The 21344-nt window shown below is 47.2% G+C and carries 18 protein-coding genes; 11 read left to right on the top strand and 7 right to left on the bottom strand.

All coding sequences use genetic code 11. The features are described 5' to 3' along the window. Nucleotides 1–23 precede the first annotated feature (23 nt). The 5 genes from CS948_RS20880 to metG all read right to left on the bottom strand — a co-directional run bounded on the left by CS948_RS20880 (nt 24) and on the right by metG (nt 7992). Complete coding sequence (locus CS948_RS20880) at nt 24–3260, bottom strand: SusC/RagA family TonB-linked outer membrane protein (protein ID WP_099294252.1); 3237 nt, start codon at nt 3258–3260, stop codon at nt 24–26. A 141-nt stretch (nt 3261–3401) separates the two neighbouring features. Continuing rightward, nucleotides 3402–4562 carry a FecR domain-containing protein gene (locus CS948_RS20885; RefSeq protein ID WP_099294253.1) on the bottom strand — a complete coding sequence of 387 codons (1161 nt, stop codon included), beginning with the start codon at nt 4560–4562 and terminating at the stop codon, nt 3402–3404. A 68-nt stretch (nt 4563–4630) separates the two neighbouring features. Continuing rightward, nucleotides 4631–5212, bottom strand: a complete 582-nt coding sequence (locus CS948_RS20890; RefSeq protein WP_176555158.1) for an RNA polymerase sigma-70 factor — start codon at nt 5210–5212, stop codon at nt 4631–4633. A 149-nt stretch (nt 5213–5361) separates the two neighbouring features. Beyond that, nucleotides 5362–5586, bottom strand: a complete 225-nt coding sequence (locus CS948_RS20895) for a hypothetical protein (RefSeq protein WP_099294257.1) — start codon at nt 5584–5586, stop codon at nt 5362–5364. Between the two features lie 375 nt (nt 5587–5961). Beyond that, complete coding sequence (metG, locus tag CS948_RS20900) at nt 5962–7992, bottom strand: methionine--tRNA ligase (protein ID WP_099294259.1); 2031 nt, start codon at nt 7990–7992, stop codon at nt 5962–5964. Nucleotides 7993–8382: 390 nt separating this feature from the next. Between metG and CS948_RS20905 the strand changes: the two genes are divergently transcribed. From CS948_RS20905 to mnmA, 6 genes are all read left to right on the top strand, one after another. Next, the gene (locus CS948_RS20905) at nt 8383–9273 is read left to right on the top strand and encodes an LD-carboxypeptidase (protein ID WP_099294261.1); all 891 of its coding nucleotides are present in this window, start codon (nt 8383–8385) and stop codon (nt 9271–9273) included. Between the two features lie 99 nt (nt 9274–9372). Further along, a complete protein-coding gene (locus CS948_RS20910) occupies nt 9373–11139 on the top strand; it encodes a gamma-glutamyl-gamma-aminobutyrate hydrolase family protein (protein WP_099294263.1) in 1767 nt (588 codons plus the stop codon). A 27-nt stretch (nt 11140–11166) separates the two neighbouring features. Beyond that, nucleotides 11167–11799, top strand: coding sequence for a CoA pyrophosphatase (locus tag CS948_RS20915; RefSeq protein WP_099294265.1), 633 nt, complete (start codon nt 11167–11169; stop codon nt 11797–11799). After that, the gene (locus CS948_RS20920; RefSeq protein ID WP_099294267.1) at nt 11799–12266 is read left to right on the top strand and encodes a gliding motility lipoprotein GldH; all 468 of its coding nucleotides are present in this window, start codon (nt 11799–11801) and stop codon (nt 12264–12266) included. Before CS948_RS20915 ends, CS948_RS20920 begins: the two co-directional genes overlap by 1 nt. An 11-nt stretch (nt 12267–12277) precedes the next feature. Continuing rightward, nucleotides 12278–13018 carry a tRNA (guanosine(46)-N7)-methyltransferase TrmB gene (trmB, locus tag CS948_RS20925; protein ID WP_099294269.1) on the top strand — a complete coding sequence of 247 codons (741 nt, stop codon included), beginning with the start codon at nt 12278–12280 and terminating at the stop codon, nt 13016–13018. Nucleotides 13019–13127: 109 nt separating this feature from the next. Next, the gene (gene mnmA / locus CS948_RS20930) at nt 13128–14201 is read left to right on the top strand and encodes a tRNA 2-thiouridine(34) synthase MnmA (RefSeq protein WP_255302102.1); all 1074 of its coding nucleotides are present in this window, start codon (nt 13128–13130) and stop codon (nt 14199–14201) included. Nucleotides 14202–14210: 9 nt separating this feature from the next. On the opposite strand, the gene CS948_RS20935 is transcribed toward mnmA, so the two are convergent. Then, complete coding sequence (locus tag CS948_RS20935; RefSeq protein ID WP_099294273.1) at nt 14211–15185, bottom strand: D-alanine--D-alanine ligase; 975 nt, start codon at nt 15183–15185, stop codon at nt 14211–14213. A gap of 92 nt (nt 15186–15277) precedes the next feature. Here CS948_RS20935 and CS948_RS20940 point away from each other — a divergent pair, with 92 nt between their 5' ends. Both CS948_RS20940 and mdh read left to right on the top strand, forming a co-directional pair. Continuing rightward, nucleotides 15278–16693, top strand: a complete 1416-nt coding sequence (locus tag CS948_RS20940) for an MATE family efflux transporter (RefSeq protein WP_099294275.1) — start codon at nt 15278–15280, stop codon at nt 16691–16693. A gap of 249 nt (nt 16694–16942) precedes the next feature. Next, nucleotides 16943–17881: a malate dehydrogenase gene (mdh, locus tag CS948_RS20945; protein ID WP_099294277.1), complete on the top strand. Its 939-nt coding sequence runs from the start codon at nt 16943–16945 to the stop codon at nt 17879–17881. 16 nt (nt 17882–17897) lie between these two features. Here the strand turns inward: mdh and CS948_RS20950 are convergent, their stop codons facing one another. Next, nucleotides 17898–18488 (bottom strand): dual specificity protein phosphatase family protein, encoded by a 591-nt coding sequence (locus tag CS948_RS20950; protein ID WP_099294279.1) that lies wholly within the window; start codon nt 18486–18488, stop codon nt 17898–17900. Nucleotides 18489–18597: 109 nt separating this feature from the next. Between CS948_RS20950 and CS948_RS20955 the strand changes: the two genes are divergently transcribed. From CS948_RS20955 to creD, 3 genes are all read left to right on the top strand, one after another. Then, the gene (locus tag CS948_RS20955) at nt 18598–19236 is read left to right on the top strand and encodes a hypothetical protein (protein WP_099294281.1); all 639 of its coding nucleotides are present in this window, start codon (nt 18598–18600) and stop codon (nt 19234–19236) included. After that, nucleotides 19233–19535 (top strand): transcriptional regulator, encoded by a 303-nt coding sequence (locus CS948_RS20960; protein WP_099294283.1) that lies wholly within the window; start codon nt 19233–19235, stop codon nt 19533–19535. Before CS948_RS20955 ends, CS948_RS20960 begins: the two co-directional genes overlap by 4 nt. Nucleotides 19536–19601: 66 nt before the next feature. Beyond that, nucleotides 19602–20972 (top strand): cell envelope integrity protein CreD, encoded by a 1371-nt coding sequence (creD, locus tag CS948_RS20965; RefSeq protein WP_099294285.1) that lies wholly within the window; start codon nt 19602–19604, stop codon nt 20970–20972. The last annotated feature ends 372 nt before the right edge of the window (nt 20973–21344 follow it).

The following is a 21344-nucleotide window of genomic DNA, read 5'->3' on the forward strand; positions in this document are numbered from 1 at the left end:
ATTATTCGTTTTAGTAGTTCGTATCAAAATGCTGCACTAAGCGAAAATTCGAAACTCCGGGCAAAAGGGTACGAGAACCCTCGTTCCTGCTTGATCGTTGAAGCCCGGAACACATCATTCATCAAAAACTCCACCCTCAAACGGCTTAAATAAAGTTTTTGACAAATCTCCGGGGTAAAATCATATGAAAGACTCAAACTCTGCATATTAATCATATACTCGTCCCGCACGAAACGACTGGTAATATCGGGAGTTGTCTGATCCGCGATATTCTTATATTTCACCCGGTCCCCCACCTCTTTCCAGCGACTTTGGAATACCCGTTTATCTGCATTCCGTCGCGGATTGGCACCTTCAACCCGAGTCACCAACGTCTGGTTATAAACCGTCGCACCCAACTCGTAATTAAACAACATATTCAAAGCGAAACCTTTAAACGTCAAATAGGTACCCAACGTCCCGGACACCGTTGGGTCCGAATCCCCGTACGTCCGCTTATCCCAATAATTATAAATAAAAGTCGGGACACCAAACCGATCAATAAAAACCTCCTGCCCGGTAGCCGGATCAATACCCCCGGATTTCACGGCCTTCACGGCACTCAATGACTCTCCTTCCACGTAAACAGGGGGTGGCAACAACGTCCCCTCCGCCGTATTCAACTCCTCGTTCATCTTCTCCAAGGCATTACTGATCTTTTTAATTTTATTCTCGTTATGCTGCATATTCAACGATAGCGACCAATTCCAACTTTTATTGGAAACCGCAACCACCCGGGTCTGGAACTCGATACCGGTATTCAACAATTTACCCATATTCTCTTTTGCCGTGGTCGTTCCCACGGAAGGAGCTTTCGCCACATCCAACAGCAAATTATCCGTTGTCTTGCTATAATATTCCAACGTGAAATCCAACCGGTTCTTAAACAAAACGACATCCAACCCGACATTATAAGTCAACGCCCTCTCCCACTTCAAATCCGGATTGCCGATAGCCATGGGAATCGCCCCTATCCCCTTATCATAATCCAAACCTGCATCATATTTATACGTTGTCATTGCCTGATAGGGAGAAAAAGAAGCGTTACCCGTGTATCCCAAACTCCCGCGCAACTTAATCCTATCCGTCGAAGACATATTCAAAAATTTCTCTTTATGAATATTCCACCCCAACCCTAAACTCCAGAAAGGCGTAAAACGCTGATCTTCGCCGAATTTGGAAGACCCTTCATACCGGATTGAAGCATCGGCAAAATAACGGTCATCATAAATCACGTTAGCGTTCAGGAACAATCCCATGGAACGTTCCAAATCCTGACTTCCGCTCGGGGTCGCACCTTCCGGATACCTTGTGGCAAAAGCGGGATGTCCCAGCTTATCCGAATAAAGTCCCACCCCCGCGTAACCATTACCGTTCCTTTCCGAGGACTGTACATTCCCGCCCCCCATCGCGTTCAACAATGTTCCCGTCCCGAACATCTTATTATAAGACAGAGTAACACGCCCTTCATAAGTCATCGCTTTATTATTCGACACCTCTATTCTCCCGGATTCCGAAGCATCCTTATTCCTGAACTCGTACGACTCCGGAGAAGTAAATTTCTCCGTATCATCTTTTGACTTATTCAGCGAGAAAAAACCTTCCACCCGAAAACCCGGCAACACCTCTACACGCAAATCAAGCACATTATTCAAATAAAATTGTTCACTTCGATCATAACTACCCAGCGTCGCCTCGAACAACGGATTGGAAACACCAAAACTCAACACCTTATTCAACGTTCCATCCAAATTATAAGCCCGATCATACGGGTTCAACTCGACATATTTATTAAAAGTGCCGTAAGGTGATTCCTCGCTATTCACCGAGGTAATCGTCGTCGTGTTCGACACGTAAACCTTATCCTGTTTATTATACGACAACCTGAAGTTCAAAGAATAACGATCACGTTTTGATTCTTTCATCACCCCTTGTTCCGAACCGTAACGGGCTCCCAGAGTATAACGGATATATTCATCTCCCCCGGCAATATTCAGATTATGATTCTGTGAAACAGAATTACGTAACGGTTTGGACAACCAGTCCGTATTCACACCTTCCCGTACCCGCTTGAATTTTTCATTATACACGGCATCTTTCTCGTATTGCGATTTTCCACTATCATCATACACCTTTGCCAAACGCTCGTACTCCAATTTTTCCGCCGCGTTCAACAAATCATAATCCCGCACATCCGGTATCGAAGTCCGTAAAGTTCCGCTGTAAGAAACCCTCAACTTTCCGGCACGCAAAGGTCTTGTCGTGATAACCACCACGCCTTTTGCCGCTTTAGAACCGTATAACGCGGAAGCCGAAGCATCTTTCAACACGGTCACCGTTTCCACGTCATTCATATCCATATCGAAAACATAATCCAAATCGACCTCAGCCCCATCCACGATAAAGGTCGGTACATTGGAAGAACCCTCGAAACTACTCCGGCCGCGAATCAGAATCTCCGGTCTCGTGTTCGGGTCTGACCCCATATCATTATTCTTCACGATTTGCAGCCCCGGAACAAAAGCCGCCAAGCTCTGTAACAAACTCTTTGTCCCCACGCTCATCAACTGCTTACGGCTAACGACAGTTGCCGAACCCGTGAAACTGCTTTTAGCCTTATTCCCCATACCGGTAATAATAACTTCCTCCAGTTCTTCCTCGTCCGGTTGCATGACTATTTCAAGTCCCTCCTTCACGTACTCTTTTATCTCCCGTTCCTGAGTGACCATTCCGATAAAAGAGAATACCAGCGTAACGGATTTCTTTTCAGCATCCAAAAACTCTATTTTGAACTTTCCGTTCGCGTCTGTCGCCGTTCCGGTCTGCGTACCCTTTATCACCACCGTCACCCCGGGCAGAAGCTCACCTTTATTATCCTTCACCACCCCGGAAATCCGCCATACATTCTTTTTCTCATCCGTGGCTTTCTTCGGGGTAATAATAAACACGTCATCCACGATGTGATAAGTCAATGACGTTCCTTTCAAAACTTGGTCCAGAATCTCCTGCACCGTCGCGTCCTTCGCGGACACGGACACCTTTACCCCGGTAACTTCGTCATCATTGTAGAAAAACTCATAACCGGACTTCTCCCCAAGTTCATTCAACACATTCAATAAACTCACGGACTTTTTCTCCATAGACAGTTTCACGTTCTGCGCAACGCCACGCGCGGACACGGACAATACCGCCAGTAAAGATAGAACAAGACATAGTTTCATAACTGTACAAATTTTCCTAAAAGCAGGTTCCCCCGCTCTTACATTCGGTTTTTTTTTCATAACTTTGTAATGTTAAATTGTTTGTGGTAAAATCAATTTCTCACTTAAGACAGGACGTGTTAGCCGCACTTCCTGTTTTTTTTATTGTATCATAATCGTCGTTCCCCGTATTTTGAATTGCACGTCGGAAGTCATCTCTATCATCTTCAACGCTTGAGTGATCTCCGTGTATTTCGGTATAGTTCCCGTGAAACGTTTATCCTTCATCGAAACATTCGAGAAAACATACTCCACGTTATACCAACGCGATAATGTTCGCATAACCCCTTCCAAATCCTCGCTCGCGAACGAAAAACGTCCTTTTATCCATGAACTGTACAACCTCGTGTTCACCTTTCGCACCTCCAGCATCTCACCCGACAACACCGCCTGCTCTCCCGGGCTCAACACCACCTGCTTCCCGTTCTCCTTATCGTTTACCTGTATCCGCCCCTTCTCAAGAGTAGCGTGACATACCTTTTCATCCGGATACACGGATAAATTGAAAGAAGTCCCCAACACCTTTACATCCATTCCCCTCGTATCTACTATAAAAGGAGCCTCCTCGTTCGGTGCTACTTTAAAATAAGCCTCTCCTGTCAATTGCACGCGCCTTTCCGTCCCGACAAAATGTGACGGGTATCTTAACTCGGTATCACTATTCAACCAAACCTCCGTCCCGTCATCCAACGTAATCTGGAACTCACCACCCCGCGGGATCTTCAATGTATGCCATTCCGGTATAGTCGAAGCTGTAGTCTGATGATATTTCAAACGACCGCCTTCACTGAGCTCCACACGTTCATTTCCGGCAAACACAAGCGTAGTATCCTTCATTCCCAAAAGCGATACTTGTTTTCCGCTCTCCGTGATCAACACGGCGTGCGAACTTCCGGGAAGAATCCGTACACTCTCCGCCACTTCCACCCCCGGACTGTCATACGCCTGCCAATAAAACACCCCGGTCAAAACCGCGACAGCAAACACCGCAGCAACCGCCACCCAACGAAGCAACACTCGGGATTTCTTGCGAGGCACCTTATTCATCTCCTGCCGCAACCTCTTCCATCGTCCTGCCGTATCGAACGAGGCATAAATAACCGCATCCCGCCGGAGCACGTCCTTACTCTTCAACTCCTCCAACAACTCCCCGTGACGACGATCCCGCGCCAACCATTCCCGCAACACAACCTGTTCCTCCGTGGAAATATCTCCCCGCAAATAAGCAATAATCAATTCATGTATTTCCTTTTCTATTCCCATCTTTCACGTTCATTTACACCAGAAACACACTCGTCCGGCAAATGGGTGACACGGAAGTAAAAAATATTTTAGAATCCCGGGAAGAACATCCCTACATAAACGAATAAATCCCCCAAACGTACCCTCAAAAAAGACTTTGCCCGTTGCTTTTGAGTTTTAATCGTGTTCAACGAAATTCCCAACTCCTCGGCAATCTTCTTATCCTCCAGCCCGTCAATATACGATTTCTTGAAAATCTCCTTGCTCTTCTCCGGCAATTCGTCTATTGCCCCGAAAAGCTCCGCAACAACCTCAGCACGAATCTGCTGGCACAGGAAATAATCCTCGTCCAATTCCTCCCGGTTCAAATTCCGGTAATTCCGATCCCGAATCTCCAAATCACGTAAATAATTCAAACAACGATTCTGCACGCTATTATAAAGAAAAGTCTTAATCGTTTTCAAATTGGGAAAACTCTCCCGCTCCATTTTCCAGAACGAGAGAAACACCTCCTGCACGATATCCTCCGCCTCCTCGCCATCCCTCACGACACGGGCGGCAAAAAAACACAAGGGTTTATGAAAAGCCATGAACAAAGCGTGGAAAGCCTCTTGCCTTCCTTGTTTCAAACTTTCTAAAAACCCCTCTGAATGAATGTTTATAGCCTGCATCCGGTTCGTCATCTAGTAATTAGATACAAAAATAAGGATTATTTTGTCAATCCAAAATAAATGCAACGATACACGCGGGGCAAATATTCGGGCAATAAAAAACGAGGCCTGTCAAAAGCCTCGTTTTCCTATTCTTTACAAAAGCCGATTCAAGCTTTCCTCTTCGTGCTTACAACCACCTCGGGCAAGCTCACGGGACCGTAAATCACATCTTTTCCCACTTTCTGTACTTTCACGACCTTGGAAGTAGCGTTAAGATTCTGTTGCTTAGCGTAAGCACACTCTATTCCGTTGGTCTGAGTTTTTGCTAAACTGATTCCACCTACAAACAATGCTAACATCCCGATGCAAACTAATACAATATACTTTTTCATATCATTATTTTTTTAAATTATTATTCTTATTCATTCTTGCCATATTGGCTTTTGTAATTTCTTACGATACAAAGGTAAGGCATTACTCCATGAAAATGAGATTATTACTGTTATACTTTAGTTGAGGTAAGGTTAAATATTTGTTAGTCTTAAAAATGACAACTATTTTTTTAAGAATTACATTTCAATACAAATACAACTGATAATCAGCACATAACACCATCACATCTCCTCGTGAACCGAAGTTAACAAAATCCTAATTCACCTCCCTATTCTGAAATTTTATAACAAATCATCCAAGCAAGAAAACAAAAAAAAGACTGCCAAAAAATGGCAGCCTCAAAGTATATTCTTCAAAAATTGTTCATTTCCCCGTTATCGTATCTCCGATCCCGGTTTCACCTCCTTATCGGGAGTAACAAAAGAAAGAGTCCCGTCGACATTCTCCGCCATCAGTATCATGCCTTGTGACACAATCCCCTTCAACGGTTTCGGCTCCAGATTCACCAGCACGCTCACCTGCCGCCCGATCACCTCCTCCGGCGCATAATGCTCGGCAATGCCCGACACGATAGTCCGCTGATCGATACCCGTATCGACAGTCAATTTCATCAACTTCTTCGTCTTAGCCACTTTCTCGGCGGCAATAATCTTACCCACGCGAATATCCATCTTCATAAAATCATCATAATTGATGTTCTCCTTCGCGGGAGCAGCCGTGGCAGACGCCATCTCGTTCGCTTTTTTCGTGGCAAGCAGTTTATCAACCTGCGCTTGAATCACGTCGTCCTCGATCTTGTCGAACAACAATCCTGCCTGTCCCAACTCGTGTCCCGCTTGGATCACGCCGTCGCCCATCTTGCTCCACTCGATCGCATCGATATTCATGAACTCGCGCAACTTTCGTGAAGAGAACGGCATAAACGGTTCCATCAAAGTGGAAAGATTAGCCGAAATCTGCAAACAGATATTCAAAATGGTTTTCACCCGCGCCTCGTCCGTCTTGATCACTTTCCAAGGTTCGGTATCGGCAAGATATTTATTACCCAGACGGGCAAGATTCATCGCTTCCTTCAAAGCGTCGCGGAAATGGAACGTATCCAAACTCTTCTCCACGCGTTCGATGATTCGCGGTATCTCGGCAAGAACCTCCCTGTCGTAATCCGTCAATTCACCCCGTTCCGGCACGATATTATCGAAATACTTCTGCGTCAGCACCAGCGTGCGGTTGATGAAATTCCCGTAGATAGCCACCAGCTCGCTATTATTGCGGGTTTGGAAATCCTTCCACGTGAAATCGTTATCCTTCGTTTCCGGTGCATTGGCGGTCAACACGTAGCGCAACACGTCCTGTTTCCCGGGGAAATCCACCAGATACTCGTGCAACCAAACCGCCCAGTTGCGGGACGTGGAAATCTTATCTCCCTCCAGATTCAGGAACTCGTTGGCAGGCACGTTGTCCGGCAAAATATAAGCTCCCTCGGCTTTCAACATCGCCGGGAAAATAATACAATGGAACACGATATTATCCTTACCGATAAAATGAATCATGCGCGTTTCCGGGTCTTTCCAATACTTTTCCCATTCCGGCGTGAGATCTTTCGTGGCGGAAATATAACCGATAGGGGCGTCAAACCACACGTAAAGCACTTTCCCCTCGGCTCCCTCTACCGGGACAGGCACACCCCAATCCAAATCACGGGTCACTGCGCGAGGCTGCAAACCGCTATCCAACCACGATTTGCATTGCCCGTAAACGTTCGGCTTCCATTCCTTATGCTCCTCCAGAATCCACTCCTTCAACCATCCCTCGTATTGATCCAAAGGCAGATACCAGTGTTTCGTTTCCTTCAATTCCGGTTTATTCCCCGTGATAGCGGATACCGGATTTATCAGATCAGTAGCGTTCAGGCTCGTGCCGCATGCCTCGCACTGGTCGCCATACGCCCGCTCGTTCCCACAATGGGGGCATGTACCTATAATATAACGGTCGGCAAGGAACTGCCCCGCTTTCTCGTCATAGAACTGCATGGAAGTCTTCTCTATAAACTTCCCCTCGTCATAAAGTTTCTTGAAAAACGCCGACGACAACTCGTGATGCGTCTTCGAACTCGTGCGGGAATATATATCAAAAGAGATGCCCAACTCGGCAAATGAATCCTTAATAATCTTGTGATAACGATCAACAATATCCTGCGGGGTTACCCCTTCCTTCTGCGCCTTGATCGTGATAGGTACCCCGTGCTCGTCCGAGCCGCCGATAAACGCGACCTCCTCACCCTTCTTTCTCAAGTAACGCACGTAAATATCAGCGGGCACGTAAACACCTGCCAGATGCCCGATATGCACAGGACCGTTAGCGTAAGGCAACGCCGTGGTAACCAAATTTCTCTTGAACTTGCTCATGTATTTAGAGTTTGTAAAGTTATAAAGTTTATAAAATCCATAAAGCCAAAGGAAAAAACTTTAGTGCTCCATGAAGTCGCAAAGTTAATAAAAATATCGCTAACATCACGTTAAAATCAACACGCTAAATCACTGTATCCTTCCCCGCACATTCCCCGAGTTTTCCTCAACTGTTATACGATTGCTATTCGATTGTTATTCGATTATAATACGATATAAATCATTTAATAATACTTTATCAATACTTTTATTCAGAGCTAGCGATGAATGAATCCCTCTGGACGAGTGGGAGAAATCCCCCGTCAGCCCGCGGCGAGTAATTCTATTGACAAAGTATAATGTGTTTTCAAATTAAAACCGTACCTTCGTACAATAAAAACTATCGTTATTATGTTACGACCTATATACCTGCAGCCGGGGGATAAGGTGGCGCTTGTTTCCCCCTCGGGCATCACGACAAAAGAACAACTGGACGCTGCAGTAGCATTACTCGCCTCGTGGGAACTGATTCCCGTTCCCGGGGAACACGTCTTGGCGCAGGACGGACGAATGGCAGGGACTGATGAAGAACGTTTGGCAGACCTACAAGCCGCACTTGACGCCGAGGACGTCAGGGCTATCTGGTGCATGGCGGGAGATTACGGGATACTCCGCATCATCGAGGATGCCGACTATTCCGTGTTTCAGGGAAACCCGAAATGGGTAATCGGCATGAACGACATTACCGTGCTGCACTCGAAGTTACACTCGTTAGGCATCGAAAGCCTTCACGCTTCCATGCCCTCGAACCTCCAAGAAACGACACCGGAAGCGTTGACACAACTCCGGAATTTCCTGTTCGGTATTATTTCGGCGTACGCCACGAAACCTCACCCGCTGAACCGCACGGGACTCGCGGAAGCGGAACTCATCGGCGGAATGCTGACGTGGATTCACAGCTTGCACGACACGCGCATCGAGCACAATACGCGGGGCACGATTCTTTTCCTTGAAGACCCGACAGACGATATATACCGGATTGACCGAAGCATCCGATGCATGAAATACGCGGGCAAGTTCCAACATCTGGCAGGACTCGCAGTCGGGGAATTCGGACGGAATGACGACCCCGAATTTAAGGAAATGGTGTACCACATCATTCACGATGCCGTGAAAGATTACGCGTACCCGGTTTGCTTCGGGCTACCGGCAGGTCATACCCGGGGCAATTACCCGTTGATACTGGGAACGAACGCGGAACTTATCGTGCAACCGAACGGGGGCGAATTAAAATTCCCGTGACCGACGATTTATAATTTATGATTTATGATTTCAGATTTATGGCGAATACTTACATTTTCAATTCTCCATTTTCAATTTTCAATTGTAACTTGCATTTCTATGAATAACATTATTTATCCGGCAAATCTGGATACCTTATACAAGGCGATAGACGATCGCCAGACACAAGCCCACGCACCGGTTATCGGTATCACGGCAAATTTCGAGAACGGGAACTCCTGTATAGAACATTCATACGTGATTTCCATCCTGCAAGCGGGCGGTATTCCCGTGCTAATACCCGTGCATAATGACATCGAGAGCTTGCGGGCAACGATAGACACGCTCGACGGGCTTATGCTCACGGGCGGGGGCGATATCAACCCGCTGTACGGGAACGAAGACCCCATCCCTCTCCTGCGGGACGTGGATGCCGCGAGAGATCAATTCGACCTGACGCTGGTAAAACTGGCATCCGACCGACAAATCCCCATCTTCGGGATATGCCGCGGGCACCAGATTATCAACATGGCTTTCGGGGGTACCAACTATCAGGATATCTACTCGCAACACGAGCAACCGGCTTTAAAACACAGCCAGACAATCAGCCGGGAATACGGCTCGCACCGAGTGAATATCATCAATAACTCGATACTCCACTCAATCATGGGAGAAGACTCCATCACGGTTAATTCTTACCATCATCAGGCCATCAAGGACATCGCTCCCGGATTCCGCGTGACGGCGACCTCTGCCGACGGGATTATCGAGGCGATGGAAGGTATGTCGGGACACCGCATCTTCAGCGTGCAATGGCACCCGGAGAAAATGGCGGTACGCCCCGACGAACAGATGATGAAACTTTTCTATTATTTCGTCAGCGAGGCCACCCTGTTCAAGAAGGCAAAAGAAATCCACCGGAACAGCTTGATTGTCGATTCACACTGCGATACCCCGATGAAATTCACCCCGGGTTTCAACTTCGGGCAACGCCACGAGGACGTGAAAGTAGACCTTCCCAAAATGCAGGAAGGAAGAGAGGACGCCGTTTTCATGGTTGCTTACCTGCATCAAGACAGCCGGGACGAGGAAGCCTCGCATGCCGCCACCCGAAAGGCTGTCGACATCCTGTACCAGATATCGGAACAAGTGAAACTGAACCAGTCGCGAGTGGGAATTGCCTATAACGAGGACGACCTGCTTTACCTGAAGAATGCCGGAAAGAAAGCGATATTCCTTGCCATCGAAAACGGGTACGCTATCGGGAAGGATATCGCAAACCTCGAGATGTTCAAGAAAATGGGAGTCACTTATATCACCCTGTGCCATAACGGCAGCAATGACATTTGCGACTCGGCAAAAGGCGAACCGGAACACAACGGGTTGAGTGATTTCGGACGGCAAGTCGTGAAAGAGATGAACCGCTTGGGAATTATCGTGGACATCTCGCATGCCAACGCCAAAACCGTGCAGGATGTGCTGGAAACCAGCGAAGCCCCGATTATCGCTTCCCACTCGTCCGCAAGAGCGTTACGCGATCACCCCCGCAATTTGACAGATGACCAGATTCGAGCCATCGCCGACAAGGGAGGCGTTGTACAGGTGTGCCTGTACAACTCGTTCCTGAGCGCACAACCCAACCCGACCATTCTGGACGCCGTGGCTCATATCAACCACATCGTCCGCCTCGTGGGCATCGACCACGTGGGCATCGGCACGGACTTCGACGGCGACGACACGGAAAAACTTATCGGCTGCCGTGCCGCCAACGAACTTATCAACCTCACCGTGGAACTCCTCCGCGAAGGCTACACGCCGGAAGAATTGCACAAATTGTGGGGAGATAACATCTTAAGGGTGTTGAGTGCGGTACAAAAACCATACTGATTTTAGATTTTAAATTTTAGATTAACGGTGACAATTGAAACAGTTCAAAAAGTTCTAGCACGAGAATTACCGGGAGCGGCGGCACACGCCCTCATGACACCCGAACCTAATCACGTTAAGGGAATAGAAGAAATACATCAGCATTCCCCCGTGAATAGCGCCGTGCTCATGCTGCTGATGCCTTACCGGGAGGATTGGGCAATCCCTTTTATACAACGTACTTCGGTGGGGAAATATCACGGGGGACAAATCGCCCTGCCGGGTGGGAAGACGGAGCCGGAAGACACGAATGCACGTGATACCGCTTTGCGGGAGTGTCACGAGGAGATCGGGGTAAACCCCGAAGACGTCACGATTATCGGGAGTTTGAGCGACGTGTATATCCCGTTAAGCAACTTTAATATAACACCCATTGTTGGAACAATCCCGAAAATACCTAATTTTGTACTCTCGGAAGATGAAGTGGAGGAAGTGATAGTCATCCCGTTAAATGATTTATTTGACGACAAGAATAAAACTTCGCGTTCGCTTTACCGGAACGACCGACAGATTGTCGCACCGGGCTACAAGATTGATAATCATTTTATCTGGGGAGCCACGGCAATGATGATCGCGGAACTGGAAACACTATTAAAAACGAGCAATAACGACCGAACGTGATGAGCAAGAAACTTGGTATTTACACTTTATTCATTTTATCGTGTTGCATGGCTTGTAACATTACCCCCGACGCGGGAAATTACAAATCCATCGCCCGCGAGACATGGAACCGGGATAGTAATTACAAATTTGAATTCAACATCACGCGACCGGGCGATTACGTGTTAAGCACATGCGTACGGCACTCGACGGATTATAAACTACATGGTCTGAGTTGTTGGCTCACCATCTCCCACCCGCACCTGACAACAATCAACCTAAGTTCGGACATCACTTTGGCGGATAAGGACGGCGAATGGGTGGGACAAGGATTGGGAGGATTGAAAACCGTAACCCAAACCTCGGAAGAAATACTTCACTTGGATTCCGCGGGTATCTACACGGTAGAGATCGGTCACCGCATGAAAGAAAAGGAATTGAAAGGAATAAAAAATATAGGGGTTAAGATAACTAAATTAGAAAATTAAGCGATTGGGATATGGCGAAAAATAAGCTGGCAAAATTCGCGGAAATGGAAACACTGGATAACGTGTTCCAACCGAAACATGACGAGGTTTTCCGCACGGATTACAAGCTAAAAGGGAAATGGGGAGAACAAGTGTTCGGCAACGCCCACCCGATTGTACTGGAAGTGGGATGCGGCAAAGGCGAGTACGCCGTGGGACTGGGAGAACTCTACCCGGAGAAGAATTTTATCGGGTTAGACATCAAAGGAGCCCGGATGTGGACCGGGGCTAAAATAGCCCAAGAAAAGGGCATGAAAAACGTGGTATTCCTGCGCACGCATGCCGAGATGCTTGAGTCGGTATTCGCCCCCGGGGAAATCTCCGAAATATGGATCACGTTCCCCGACCCGCAAATGGCAAAGGCCCGCAAGCGCCTGACGGGAACCCGCTTCCTCTCGCTCTATAAAAAGATGCTGAAAGAAGACGGAATCATCCACCTCAAAACGGATAGTCCTTTCCTGTATCAATACACGGCTGAACTTATCCGCCTGAACGGATTGACCGCTTTTGTCAACACGGACGACCTTTACGCGAGCGAACTGGATGATAAAATACTAGGTATCAAAACATTCTACGAACAACAATGGTTATCCCGAGGGAAACAGATCAAATACTTGAAATTCACCTTGTCCGGCTCCGGCGAACTCATCGAACCCGATATCGACATCGAGAAAGATAATTACCACAGCGAGGCAAGATTTATGAGTAAATAATTGAAAATGGAAAATGTCCCCTCCAATTCACCTATACAGTGGTAGTTGAGCGCACGAACAAGGGGAAGCAATCTAAAATCTAAAATCTAAAATCATTAAATCTAAAATTATGAGGGTTTTAATGGCCATGAGCGGTGGGATTGACAGCACGGTTGCCGCCATGTTATTACAAGATCAGGGATACGAGTTGGTCGGGGTTACCTACCGGGTGTACGATCAAATCTCGCAAGCCTGCATGGAGAAGGAAAAAGGGTGTTGCAGCGTGAACGCGATCTTCGAGGCAAAACACATGGCACAGCAAATGGGCTTTGAACATCATATATTGGATATACGTCAGGATTTCAAAGATCTGGTGATACGGAATTTCATCGACGAATATTTACAAGGACACACGCCCAACCCTTGCGTACTTTGCAATTCCACGATCAAATGGGGCAAATTGATCGAAATGGCCGACGAACTCGGGTGTGACTACATCGCTACCGGACATTACGCCCGCATCGGGCAACTGAACGGACGTTACTTCTTGCGCAAAGGAGTGGATGAAACTAAAGACCAGACCTATTTCCTGTGGACACTGACACAAGAGAATCTTGCCCGGACGCTGTTTCCTTTAGGTGAACTGACAAAACCGGAAGTCCGGCAAATCGCTCTCGCCAAAGGACATGAAAAACTTTCCAAGAAAACTGAAAGCCAAGAGATATGCTTTATCCCGGATAACGATTACCGCGCTTTCCTTGCCGAGAACGTGGATAACTTCACGGAGAAATACGGTCCCGGGCTATTTGTCGATACATCCGGCAAGCGCTTGGGTGAGCACCGGGGTTTCCCCAACTACACCATCGGGCAACGCAAAGGGCTGGGCATTGCCCTCGGACATCCCATGTTCGTCGTGGCCATTGACCCGCGGAAAAACGAAGTCGTGCTAGGCACCCGTGAAGAACTGACAGGTAAAGGTTTCCGGGCAAAAGATATCAACCTCATGAAATACGCTTCTCTACCGGACGGCTTCGAGGTGAATGCCAAAATCCGTTACCGCAACCGGGGCGCCCAAGCATCCGTCTACCACGAGGAGAGCGGGCTACGGGTAGAGTTCCACGAAGGCATGGATTCCATCACTCCCGGTCAGAGTGCCGTACTCTACGAGGGCACGGATGTCGTGGGCGGAGGCATTATCATTTAAGGCGGAAATTCAATTACTCAATTTGGCTTCAATAATCTTCGTCAACACATCCCGCAACGTTCCGCCCATAGCCCGCACCATTTTAGGCACAAAACTATTGGAAGTCATTCCCGGCGTGGTGTTCACTTCAAGCATGAATATCTCGTCATCACGCACGATATAATCCACCCGGATGATACCGTCACACCTTAGTATATCGTAAATCATCGACGACAACGTCTTGATGCGATGGGTCAACTCGGGAGAAATACGTGCCGGAATAATCTCGTCGGACATCTTGGGATCGTATTTTGCCTCGAAATCAAAAAACTCTTTCTTCGGGATCACTTCCGCTATGGGCATTGCAAAATCCAGCTCCCCGGCTTTCACGACACCACATGTCAACTCTTTCCCGTCAATAAACGTTTCAATCAGCACTTCCCGGCAAAGAGCGAATGCTTCCCGCAACGCCTTCTCCAACTGTCCCGCCTCTTTCACCTTCGATACCCCGAAGCTGGACCCCTCGGCATTCGGCTTCACGAAACAAGGTAGACCTACTTCCTCTATAATCTCGTTCACGTCATACGCCATCCCCCGTTTCAGCATCACGGAATTGGCCACGTTCACCCCGTAACTCTTTAAATAAGCATTGCACGTGTGTTTATCAAAAGTCAACGCGGAAGCCAGCACGTTGCATCCCCCGTAGGGTACGCCCATCATATCGAGGTATCCCTGCAACAACCCGTTTTCACCGGGGTTGCCATGAATCGTGATATAGGCAAAATCAAACGCAATCCTCTCCCCATCTTTCATGAAGGAAAAATCATTCTTGTCCACCGGGTAAGTCACATCACCAATCTTCACGTGCCAATCCCGTCCCTTTAATATAACAAGGTATTTATTATAACGGGTTTCATCCACCTCGTTATAAATATTGTTTCCCGACTGGAGCGACACCCCGTACTCCGAAGAATTTCCTCCTGCAATAACCGCGATATTTTTCATATTAATCATTTTTATATCTTTCCGCAAAAGTATAAAAAAGTGAGAGGAAATTGCCAAAAGGTTTATATTTTTGCAAGCCAAAAAACAAGAGCATGACAAAAGTAAACGACCTGACACACGGAAGCATCAGCAAAGGGATATGGAGTATGGCAATTCCCTTGATCACAGCCTCTTTCGTCCAAATGGCCTACAGCATGACAGACATGATCTGGTTGGGGCGATTGGGAAGCGAAAGCGTGGCAGCCGTGGGTGTTGCCGGATTCTTCACGTGGTTGTGCAATGCACTTTCGTTTATCAGCAAAGTCGGCGTCGAGGTTACCATCTCTCAATCTCTTGGCGCACGTACAGGCAAAAGAGCCCGCGTATACGCCAATCAGGCAGCCATGCTCTCGTCAATTATCGCTTTATTCTACGCTTGTTTCATATTCATCGCGGCTCCTGCCCTAGTGGGATTATTTCATCTGGAAGAAAATATTTCCTCGCTCGCGGTCAATTACATGCGATTGATCACCCCGGGACTATTCTTCACGTTCAACAACAACACGTACAGCGGGCTGTACAACGGGCAAGGCAATAGCAAAACACCCTTGAAAATCGTCGCGACGGGCTTGGTGTTTAATATTGTACTCGATCCCTTGCTCATATACGGGTTCGGCTTTATTCCCGCCATGGGTTCGGCGGGTGCGGCAGTTGCCACTACCTTCTCGCAACTGGTCGTGTTCGCGATCTTTATACGCAATCTTTATTTCCGCGAATCCTCTATCGGCAAACTCCATTATCTCACCCGCTTACGTGCCCGTTTCGTGAAGCGGATATTTTCTCTGGGTTTCCCCGTCAGTATGCAAAGCGCCTTGTTTGCCATGTTCTCGCTGACGCTTGCCACCGTGGCGGCACAATGGGGACATATCGGGGTTGCCGTGCAAAGTGTCGGGGCACAAATAGAGGCCATCACGTGGATGACTGCCGCGGGATTCTCGACGGCACTGGCAGCCTTCACGGGACAGAACTTCGGGGCACGCGACTTTGTCAGGATACGTCAAGGGTATCACTACACGCTGAAACTTGCCGGGGGAATCGCTCTCGTTGCCACGGCGGCTTTTCTCTTTCTAAGTAAAGAAATCTTCAGCATTTTCATCAACGAACCGCAAACCCTAATTGCCGGAAGCGCCTATTTAAAAATTCTTGCCGTTTCGCAAGTTTTCTCGGCAATCGAACAGGTCACGGCCGGAGCTTTCAATGGTTGCGGGCGTACCACACCCCCGGCAATCGTGGGTATTCTGCTCACCGGGGCAAGAATCCCGCTTGCCTTTTATCTCGTGACCTTCCCGATTCTGGGGTTGAACGGTATCTGGTGGAGCATCTCCATCTCCAGCGTACTCAAGGGAATCGTACTCACCCTCTGGTACCTGTCATTCCAGAAAAAATTACAGAATGGAAGTTACAAACCGACCGGGATTTTAGGACAAATGCACGCTGTTGCAAGCCGCCTATGGCAACAACTTCATTGAGTTTATAAAGTTTGTAAAGTTTATAAAGTTCATAAGGTTCACGAAGTACCCCTCCTTTTTATTACTTTACAAACCTTATAAACCTTACAAACTTTATGAACTTTATAAACCCTCTTTTCATTGCAGAAAAAATTCTGTAATTTTTCGGCATAAAGATTGTTGAAATAAAAAATAAGGCTTACATTTGACAGCGCAAAAAGCAAACAAATAGCCAAAAAACGAAACGTATAACAATAAAAAATTACAGAAATGAAAGTAACAGTTGTAGGAGCAGGAAACGTTGGTGCAACATGCGCGAACTGCATCGCTGAAAAGGACATCGTGAATGAAGTTGTTCTTTTGGACATCAAAGAAGGCGTTGCAGAAGGAAAATCATTGGATATGTGGCAAACAGCCCCGATCAATCTTTATGATACCCGTATCAAAGGTGTGACCAACGATTACGAAGCGACCAACAATTCTGAAGTAGTAGTAATTACTTCCGGACTACCCCGCAAACCGGGAATGAGCCGCGACGACTTAATTGCAACTAACGCCGGCATCGTAAAATCAGTAACCGAAAATATTATCAAGCATTCACCGAACGCTAAAATTATCATCGTGTCCAACCCGCTCGACGTAATGTGCTATTGCGCTTACTTGACGGCAAAGATCGATTCCAGCCGCGTATTCGGTATGGCAGGTATCCTCGATACCGCACGTTACAGAGCATTCTTGGCCGAGGCATTGAATGTTTCCCCGAAAGACATCCAAGCATTGTTATTAGGCGGTCACGGGGATACCATGGTTCCACTTCCGAGATATACCACCGTTGGCGGTATCCCTGTAACGGAATTAATGGATCATGACACGCTGCACGCTATCATCGAGAGAACGAAAGTAGGTGGCGGCGAATTGGTGAAATTAATGGGTACTTCCGCTTGGTACGCACCGGGAGCCGCTGCCGCTCAAATGGTTGAGGCTATCGTATGCAACCACAGAAGAGTATTCCCGGTATGCGCTTTATTGAACGGAGAATACGGGATGAACAACATTTACCTTGGAGTTCCCGTAATCTTGGGCAAAAACGGTATCGAGAAAATTATCGAGGTTAAACTCGACAAAGACGAGCAAGAATTACTGGCACAATCTGCAAAAGCAGTAAAAACGGTAATGAACGTACTCGACGACATGAAATTATTTAACTAACAATAGTACTTCACGATCATTCTGTTAGAGAACCGTTCCGGGGCGCCGGAACGGTTTTTATTTTGGGTTTCACCTCTAGTTTCCGTTTTATTGCCGCGATATCAGCACGATTTATCATATCTATGATTTGGCTGAATTGCCTGTGAAAACCGAATCCCTCCTCCGTCATTTCCTTTATGGCATTCTCTTTCGACCAACCTTGAAAAACAAGCCTGTACATCGCTATCACGGCCCCCGTCCGATCCGAACCATGCCAGCAATGAATCAATATCGGCCCTTTCCGGTTCTTTATAATTCGCAACGCCTTCACGATATCCTCCTCGTCAATCTTCGAGGCACGTGTCTTCAAGCGGTGCAACTTTAAAGCGGTTCCTTTTGCCTCGTCATCGTCACTGTGCCAGTTTCTCAAATTCAATATCTCCTTTATGCCGTATCGTTCGAGTAAAACAAAATCAGTCGCCGAAGGCTGGTTTGCCCGATAGACACCCGTGTCAACCCGATAAAAATTATCCAACCCGCTCCCCGGAAGAGTTATTTTCTCAGCCTTCTGCCCCACTCCTTCCAAAAAGCAACAAACTAAAAAAATCAACGCGATATACTTTCTCATAACTTCATATAAATTATCCGGTTAATACAAATCTATAAAAAATACACGCATTTCATACACGATATTCAAAATTTATCTTTAACTTTGCATTACAAAGAACTTTTAAAATATGAAGAACAACGAAGCACTCGATACCTTGCACGACATCAAGGACCTCATGGAAAAATCCACGAAATTCCTCTCCATAAGTGGTTTATCATCCATACTCGTGGGTATATACGCTTGCACTGCAACGGGACTGGCATACTCAGTTCTGACCACACACGAGCAAATCAACGCGTCCCAACGCCTCACGCTGCTCTGCCTTATCGCAATCGCCGTATTACTGACCTCCCTTGTCACCGTGTTTTGCATGAGCTATTGCAAGGCAAAAAAAGCCAACCGAAACATCCTCACGGACAAATCGGTTCATCGCCTGCTTTGGAATTTCTTTCTCCCGTTATTCGCCGGGGGCGTTTTCTGCATCTCCCTGATATGGCAACACTATTACGGGCTGACCTCTTCCATCATGCTCATATTCTACGGTCTGGCTCTTGTCAACTGCTCCAAGTACACTTACTCGGATATCCGCTACTTGGGTTACGCGGAAATCCTGTTGGGACTCGTTGACAGCTTTGTCGTGAACAATGCCCTCGTGTTTTGGGTTATCGGGTTCGGGTTACTCCATATTTTGGCAGGCATATACTTTTATTATAAAGTAGAACGCCACCAGACATCGCAACCACAAAGAGCAAACTTCAACGAATGAAAGAAGTACTCGAAAATATAAACAAGGCCTTCGAAAGCAAGGCACGACTGGGAATCATGTCCGTGTTGATCGTGAACGAATCGGTAGATTTTGTCACGCTGAAAAACCTGCTCGACCTCACGGACGGGAACCTTGCCAGCCATACCCGCAGTCTTGAAGAACTCGGGTACATCGAATGCAGAAAACAATTTATCGGGCGGCGTCCCAACACGACCTTCGCGGTGACGGAAAAGGGACGGGAAGCATTCACCAAACACTTGAATGCCTTGGAAGATTTTCTAAAGAGTCAAAACATATAATTTTTTTTACCTCATCTACTTTGAAATTCAAAGTTCTTTTCAAGTAATAACTAAAAATAAAACACCATGAACGAACAAACAAACCTTCCACACAAAGAGAGACACACACAGAACCGGGACGCCATTACCTTGAAAATCCTACTTATCGGGGTACTCATCGTTATCCTGATTATCCCCATGTTTATGATCCAGAACCTTATCAGCGAGCGAGAGAACACCGCGAAAGAAGCAACAACCGAGGTGCAACAAAAATGGAGCGGCCCGCAGACAATCATCGGTCCCGTTCTTACCCTAAGCTATACTTATCAAGACGAAAAGGGAAAAAACAAAACCGGCTACATCAACTATCTCCCGGATCAATTGGACATCACGGGTGATATCGAAACACAAGAACTCAAACGAGGATTGTATGAGATTATCGTTTACAATTCCTCGCTTGAACTCAAAGGCAAATTCATCTCGAAAGATCTTTTGGAAACAAACCTCTCGCGAGACATCAAGTGGAACGAAAACGCGACACTCAATCTTGGAGTAAGCGACCTGCGAGGCATCTGCGAACAAGTTGCCCTCACGTGGAACGGACAAAAATACAACATGGAACCGGGCGTCAACCCCAACAGTATCGTTTACACGGGAACATCCATTCATCTTAACGTCAGCGACCTGCTCACCCCGGACAAGACGATTGAGTTCTCCGTGAAACTGACAACAAAAGGATCGGCATCCATACTTTTCGCCCCGGTAGGCAAAACGACAAACGTGGCACTGAACTCCAATTGCCCGACACCAAGTTTCTCGGGAGCTTTCCTACCCTCGGAGAGAGAAGTAACCCCGAACGGTTTCACGAGCAAGTGGAAAGTACTGGAAATAAACCGGAATTTCTCTCAAGTACTAAGGTCTTACCAACCCGACCTCTCGAATTACACGCCCTCCAATCCAATCCGTCCCGGGGAGATCTCCATTGTTTCCTCTTCCATCTTTGGCGTAGATTTACTATTCCCCGTCGACCATTACCAAAAATCCACGCGTTCCGCCAAATACGCGTTCCTTATCATTGTTTTGACATTCGTCGTTTGCTTCTTCGTGGAAATCGTGCAGAAAAAGAACATCTATCCGCTTCAATACCTGCTGGTCGGCTTGGCGCTTTGTCTTTTTTACACGCTACTCGTTTCCACCTCGGAACACATCAACTTCACGTGGGCATACCTGCTTTCCGCACTCGCGACCACGACATTGATCACGCTCTATATGGTCGGAATCCTAAAAATCAAGAAAACAGCCTTCACGATCGGGGGATTGCTCGTGTGCCTGTACACTTACATATTCTTCCTGATCCAACTGGAAACCTATGCCCTACTCGCCGGAAGCATCGGATTATTCGTCATTTTGGCAATCGTCATGTATTTCTCGCAAAAAATAAACTGGCATAATAACTAATCTCGCACTCACTATACGAATGTGGTAAAAGTCATTTTTCAAACTCCATCCCCCCCCCCCTTCGGGGTATTGAGTCCGAAGCGGACTCGAACCAACTCACGCTCGGCAATCAAGAAGCGAGGGCAGATAGAGAGCTTGCTCTCGGTTTGCCGAGCGAGAGCCGGTTCGAGACCGGCTTCCGGGCTCACTTGGATGCGAAGCAGACGGAGGAGTTTAATGACTTTTGACATACCCTCTTTTAAGGACAACTACCCCCAAAACTAGGGATAACCTCACGCGAAACCGATGCCTTGCAAACCACTTGCCCGAGTGATAACAGGCAGCACGGATTTATCGCTCGTGTTAAAAGAACATATTTTTCACTAAAACGTG

The organism is Butyricimonas sp. Marseille-P3923 (assembly GCF_900184685.1).
Classification (GTDB): Bacteria; Bacteroidota; Bacteroidia; order Bacteroidales; family Marinifilaceae; genus Butyricimonas; species Butyricimonas muris.

Bases quoted from the DNA above. Each gene is read 5' to 3' on its own strand.
- creD (WP_099294285.1), top strand. From the start codon at position 19,602: ATGAACGAACAAACAAACCTTCCACACAAAGAGAGACACACACAGAAC.
- trmB (WP_099294269.1), top strand. From the start codon at position 12,278: ATGGCGAAAAATAAGCTGGCAAAATTCGCGGAAATGGAAACACTGGAT.
- CS948_RS20955 (WP_099294281.1), top strand. From the start codon at position 18,598: ATGAAGAACAACGAAGCACTCGATACCTTGCACGACATCAAGGACCTC.
- CS948_RS20935 (WP_099294273.1), bottom strand. From the start codon at position 15,185: ATGAAAAATATCGCGGTTATTGCAGGAGGAAATTCTTCGGAGTACGGG.
- CS948_RS20950 (WP_099294279.1), bottom strand. From the start codon at position 18,488: ATGAGAAAGTATATCGCGTTGATTTTTTTAGTTTGTTGCTTTTTGGAA.
- mnmA (WP_255302102.1), top strand. From the start codon at position 13,128: ATGAGGGTTTTAATGGCCATGAGCGGTGGGATTGACAGCACGGTTGCC.
- CS948_RS20940 (WP_099294275.1), top strand. From the start codon at position 15,278: ATGACAAAAGTAAACGACCTGACACACGGAAGCATCAGCAAAGGGATA.
- CS948_RS20880 (WP_099294252.1), bottom strand. From the start codon at position 3,260: ATGAAACTATGTCTTGTTCTATCTTTACTGGCGGTATTGTCCGTGTCC.
- CS948_RS20890 (WP_176555158.1), bottom strand. From the start codon at position 5,212: ATGCAGGCTATAAACATTCATTCAGAGGGGTTTTTAGAAAGTTTGAAA.
- CS948_RS20895 (WP_099294257.1), bottom strand. From the start codon at position 5,586: ATGAAAAAGTATATTGTATTAGTTTGCATCGGGATGTTAGCATTGTTT.
- mdh (WP_099294277.1), top strand. From the start codon at position 16,943: ATGAAAGTAACAGTTGTAGGAGCAGGAAACGTTGGTGCAACATGCGCG.
- CS948_RS20920 (WP_099294267.1), top strand. From the start codon at position 11,799: ATGAGCAAGAAACTTGGTATTTACACTTTATTCATTTTATCGTGTTGC.
- metG (WP_099294259.1), bottom strand. From the start codon at position 7,992: ATGAGCAAGTTCAAGAGAAATTTGGTTACCACGGCGTTGCCTTACGCT.
- CS948_RS20910 (WP_099294263.1), top strand. From the start codon at position 9,373: ATGAATAACATTATTTATCCGGCAAATCTGGATACCTTATACAAGGCG.
- CS948_RS20905 (WP_099294261.1), top strand. From the start codon at position 8,383: ATGTTACGACCTATATACCTGCAGCCGGGGGATAAGGTGGCGCTTGTT.
- CS948_RS20960 (WP_099294283.1), top strand. From the start codon at position 19,233: ATGAAAGAAGTACTCGAAAATATAAACAAGGCCTTCGAAAGCAAGGCA.
- CS948_RS20885 (WP_099294253.1), bottom strand. From the start codon at position 4,562: ATGGGAATAGAAAAGGAAATACATGAATTGATTATTGCTTATTTGCGG.